A 4,262-nucleotide genomic window follows, 5' to 3' on the forward strand; every position below is an offset into this window, starting at 1 on the left:
TGTTCCGCGGCGATTCTTCCCGCGCGCCGGCCAAAGGTTACGGTTCTTCCGCAGGCCGCGCCTGTCGAAAGGTTTGGATAGGTTGCTGAGAAATAAGCTCCGCTGTCGTTACCGACGACATACAGGCCGGGGATCGCATTTCCTTCGGTATCCACTGCATTCATATTCAGATCAATTTGAATTCCATCCATAGTGCACAGAATATAACCGCAGTTCTTCGCACCATAGAAAGGCGCGGTGCGCAAGGCGGACATCCGGTGCGCCTCTTTGCCGAAATCCTCGTCAACCCCTTTATCATATAATTCATTATACCGTTCCACCGTTGCGGTCAACGTTTCCTTCGGCAGCCCCAGCTTCTCCGCCAGTTCTTCGATGGTATCTGCCTGTTGAACAAAACCATCCTTCACTAAGCCTGGAAGCATCCCTTCTGCGATCACCTGATATGGGATATTCGGATCAGCGTTATTCGGGAAGGGAATCAAGCGGGAGCAGCCATGTGTTTTAAACTCCTGGACATATTCTGTCCAATCCCCGTCAAATAACGTGTAATGGCAATGATCCTTTTGGAATTCATCCGAATGCAGAATTCCTTCATAGGTCCCAGATTCATTGAAAAACCGTTCGCCGTCTTGATTAACCTTTAAGAACGGCTGAGAGCCCATCCAGAAAAATCCGCTTTCGCCCTTTTTCAGCTGATCAATTCCCGGTTTTGCGTCAACTTTTAGTGCCGCGCGGTCAAACATCATCATCGAATGAGTTTCATCAAACTTACCGCCAGCCCAGATACAGGCTTTGATGCCATCCCCGGAAGCACCCGGAATGGACCCGTTGCGCCCTACCATCGCAACGTTTTCCGGCTGCAATGCCTGGAGCATATCATAGTTCAGCGAATAACCGCCGGTGCAGACGATTACACCTTTTGAAGCTTTGATTTGAATATAGTTTTCTTCCGCATCTTTGGCAATAATCCCGGTAACCCGGCCCTTTTCTTTTGTCAGCTTGATCATCGTCGTCTGATATCGGAATTCCACGCCATGCTGCAACGCGTAATCAGTCAAAACAATATTGCCGTTCAGCGGATTTCCATTTCCGTCGTCGCTTCCGGTCCAGCGCGGTGAATGTCCCGTCGGGAAATGCTTATAGCGGTCATCCGGATCATCCCCGCCCGCTTCATGCCACAGCTCCACGCCGCGTTCTGCCAGTCGATCGCCATACCAATCAATCGTTTCCCCAGACTCTTCGCAGAACAGCTTGACCAGACGCTGGTCTAGATGTCCATTGGCAATATGCGTCATCTCTGTGATGTAGTCAAATTTGTCAATCTGCGTTCCCCATTCTTTCTGATACCGCGAGTTAATCGCCCCCAGATCATCCCGAATTCCACCGCCGGTCGGGTACTTTTCCACAACGAGTACTTTAGCTCCGTTCTCCGCTGCGGAACACGCCGCAAACATCCCGCCGGTTCCTGCGCCGACGATCAGCACTTCAGTTTCCAGCGTTTCCTTAATCGAACTGGCCTCAATCTGCGGTTCCTGTCCCAGCCAATCGTTGGCTAAAGCTTCCGGAGTCGGACAAGGTTCCGCCGCCGGCTTCTCTTCCGCAGCACAGCCGCCCAGCAGTCCCAGGGCCGCAACGCCTAAAGCGCTGGCCGCCGTTCCCTTTAAAAACTCCCGTCGTGAAATTCCCTTTTTTCCCATTTCATTTTTCTCCTTTGTCCATGGTTTATCAAATTATAAATCCAGGCCTAAGACTGGAGTCAATGGATTGTGAATAGTTTAGTAATTGCTTTTTTCAAAACTTCCCTGTATATTGAACTTAAAATCACATGGATAACAGGGGTGCAGCAGAATGAAAAAATACAAAATCGGAGAATTTTCCAAAAAAGTCGGGGTAACCCAGGAGTTTCTAAAACATTATCAGAATAATGGAATTCTGATCCCCAATGAAATCACGGAAGCCAAATATCGGTATTACGATCAGCGCAACGCTTCGACAGTCTTAGAGATTATCAAAGATAAGAATTATGGTTTTTCCGTCAAAGAAATCGAGCAGGTTTTCCGGCATAGTTCTACCGATCAAGTTTTGACGCTGATGGAACCTAAAATTGAGCAGATGAAACGACAGCTGATCTTTATGCAGGGAGTTATCGCTGAATATGAAAAATTAAAAACCTTTTGCGAGGAAACGCGGCAGGATCAATGGTTTGTCAAAGCAACTGACGCCTTTTATTTCCTGCCGCATGTCGATGTGCATGGGTTTGTCGAAGATCCCTTCATTTATGAAATTCTGCCTGCCTGGATCCAGCACATGCCTATTGTTAAGTCCTGCCAGCGCTGCCCTGCGGATCAGCCGGAAGATTATGTGTGGGGACTTTCTGTACCGCAGCAAGCGGCCGATCAAATCCAACTGCCGGTCAATTCCAGCGTTCAGCTTTGTCCCCGTCGTCAGTTCTTTGAATATCACAGCATCTTTGCGTTGGGAAAAAGCAAAGAGAATCCGCTACAGAAAGCCTTAGCACAAATGCGCTTATTAGGCTTAAAGCCGGTGGATTCGATTTACCGCAATATTCTAATGTATACAGAATACCAAAGTGACGGCACAGTGGAACACAGCATACTCTATATTCCGTTTATCCAGGAATCCTTTATTCCTGATCCTGACCGGGATTGAGATTCTGCATCAGACGATAGTAAAAATATCCAGCCAGACAGATCGATTTTACTTTTCAGCGGGCAAAGGAATAACCGAATTTCCATTTTACTGACTTGGATAAGCAGTTAATAAAAAATAGTAAATATTTGGCGGTAATAAAATCTTTTTCCAGCCGGAAAAACCTATGAAATCAGCATTTCTGCTATGTGAGAAACCGTCCTTCAAGGGGCAAAATGGTGCCCGAATGGTGCCCAAGCGAACAAACAGAGTTATGAACAGTAGTATGAAGTAATGAAACGAAATGAGCTATTTGACATTTCCATGCAGTCATATTAAAATAAAAAAAACTATGGGTTTGTGCGCCTTAGGCGGAGAAGGCGTACTGGATGAACGGGGAGTTTTTAAGGTGCAATGATGATTTTACAAAACGAAATATGCCACATTGAAATCAAAGTTGATGAAACATATACCATTGGCTCGGCGGATAATCATCACTATGATGTGACGCTGAATCCAGGTCATTATGGGCATAACGATTTTTCAAAAACGCTGTCAATTCATATTAACTTAGGTTCAAGAGAATTTCAAATAGCGCTGATTGGGCCGTTTTACTCCTATGATTCGGATTGTGCTGTTTTGGAAAATGACATTCTTACAATTCTTCAAGATAATATGATAACACAAATAAGGATCACCAATGCTTCTATCATTCGCAATATTATGCTTGACTGTTTTGGCTGTAACTTTGCAATTTATAAAGTTAAAAAGGGATATATTATATACGGCGAAATTGAAATTACGATGTTGGATTTTAATTTTGAGAAGCAATGGTCATTTTCTGGGAAAGATATATTTGCTTCAATTTCAGGCAAGGAACCATTTAAAATACTCGAAAACTCGATTTGTCTGTACGACTTTGAGGACAACTACTATGAAATAGATTTTGACGAAAACAACTCATATAGATTCCGTTGACCGGGCTGATTTACTGCGTCTTATTGGTATAAGACATATTCCCTCTTTAGCCGTTTTCAATAGTGGCAAGCAGGGCACAACGGTACACACCGTTGCGCATTTGCCCAGTTTCCGCTATGCGAAAACGGTTCAAACCGCTTGTTGGGGTCCGCCCCCAATCCCCCGGCAAGGGCCGCTTACGCTGCCTTGCAAACGCTCCACAAGTAGAGCGACCACGCGCCCTTACGGGCGCTGAATACGGGGCGCTTTACCAACTGGGAATAAGGATACTTCTTGCGTTTGGAAGCGTCCACGGGAACGCACAGCCACCCTGTCAGGGGCAATAGAAAAGGCCGCCGGTGGTGGCGCTTTTCCGGGGTTTGGGTTCCATCACCCAACAAGCGTTTTGCAGGAGTGTATATACTCCTGCCCTGCTTGCCACGATTGTTTTCGGTGAATCGGGATTCCTGCCGCGCAAGAGTTTGCTGATTTTTGTTTTGTGGTGCCCAAATGGTGCTGGGCTTTACAAAAACATGCTGTTACAAGTTGTGCAGGTTTATTCGCCGGATTTGAGAAAACGCCCATTCCATGCGGGTTTGCGGGGGGTGCTATGAAACGACTTGCTGCCTAGTGACACCTGGAAAAGCTATCCTAGC

The 4,262-nt window shown here is 46.3% G+C and carries 2 protein-coding genes and 1 pseudogene; 2 read left to right on the plus strand and 1 reads right to left on the minus strand.

The window, feature by feature from the left end; all coding sequences use genetic code 11:
* Positions 1-1,697 (minus strand): annotated as a pseudogene (locus tag HOLDEFILI_RS16520) (FAD-dependent oxidoreductase); the annotation flags it as partial.
* A 151-nt stretch (positions 1,698-1,848) separates the two neighbouring features.
* On the opposite strand from HOLDEFILI_RS16520, the gene HOLDEFILI_RS16525 reads away from it, so the two are divergent.
* Together HOLDEFILI_RS16525 and HOLDEFILI_RS16530 are read left to right on the plus strand one after the other, a co-directional pair.
* Positions 1,849-2,670: a helix-turn-helix domain-containing protein gene (locus HOLDEFILI_RS16525; protein WP_006061024.1), complete on the plus strand. Its 822-nt coding sequence runs from the start codon at positions 1,849-1,851 to the stop codon at positions 2,668-2,670.
* Between the two features lie 393 nt (positions 2,671-3,063).
* Positions 3,064-3,627, plus strand: a complete 564-nt coding sequence (locus HOLDEFILI_RS16530) for a hypothetical protein (RefSeq protein WP_006061026.1) — start codon at positions 3,064-3,066, stop codon at positions 3,625-3,627.
* Positions 3,628-4,262: the final 635 nt, after the last annotated feature.

The sequence above is a fragment of the Holdemania filiformis DSM 12042 genome (assembly GCF_000157995.1).
GTDB lineage: Bacteria > Bacillota_I > Bacilli_A > Erysipelotrichales > Erysipelotrichaceae > Holdemania > Holdemania filiformis.

Coding starts and splice junctions, on each gene's coding strand:
- HOLDEFILI_RS16525 (WP_006061024.1), top strand. CDS start 1,849: ATGAAAAAATACAAAATCGGAGAATTTTCCAAAAAAGTCGGGGTAACC.
- HOLDEFILI_RS16530 (WP_006061026.1), top strand. CDS start 3,064: ATGATGATTTTACAAAACGAAATATGCCACATTGAAATCAAAGTTGAT.